The organism is Photorhabdus heterorhabditis (genome assembly GCF_001280945.1).
In the GTDB taxonomy this organism is placed as follows: domain Bacteria; phylum Pseudomonadota; class Gammaproteobacteria; order Enterobacterales; family Enterobacteriaceae; genus Photorhabdus; species Photorhabdus heterorhabditis.
The window spans coordinates 1-409 of record NZ_LJCS01000247.1; the positions used below are offsets into that span (position 1 = coordinate 1).

A 409-nucleotide genomic window follows, 5' to 3' on the forward strand; every position below is an offset into this window, starting at 1 on the left:
GGTATCGATAGTATCGGGCCGTATCAGGGTGGTGGCGGTGGTTGCTGCTATCGGGCTCCGGAGAAATGGAAACCGGGGATGACGGTTAAGGTGGATTGGGAAACTGGTGTCGCTTACTCCTATGATTTTCCCGGATATGCGAATAGGGAAAAATATTTGGCATGGAGGGAAAAAATCGATTCTCAGAAACGCCAGCATAGCCAGGTAGTACCAGTACCCGATTATACCGGTCAGCGCACCTGTGGGATTACGGTGCATTTCTTACCCTGTGATCAGGTGAAGGTGACGACGTCCTGTGCTACCTACAATAGTCCCAATTATCCGATTAAAGAACCGTTAGAAATGAAGGAGCCGACAGTATGTCCGAAATAATGCCGACAGGCATCTCAAAGCCAGATTATGCCTTATT

The 409-nt window shown here is 48.7% G+C and carries 1 protein-coding gene; it reads left to right on the top strand.

Translation table 11 applies throughout. The features are described from left to right. The coding region (locus AM629_RS21570) for a Tli1a family immunity protein (protein WP_054481804.1) at positions 1-372 on the top strand (372 nt) is incomplete at its 5' end. Positions 373-409 lie beyond the last annotated feature (37 nt).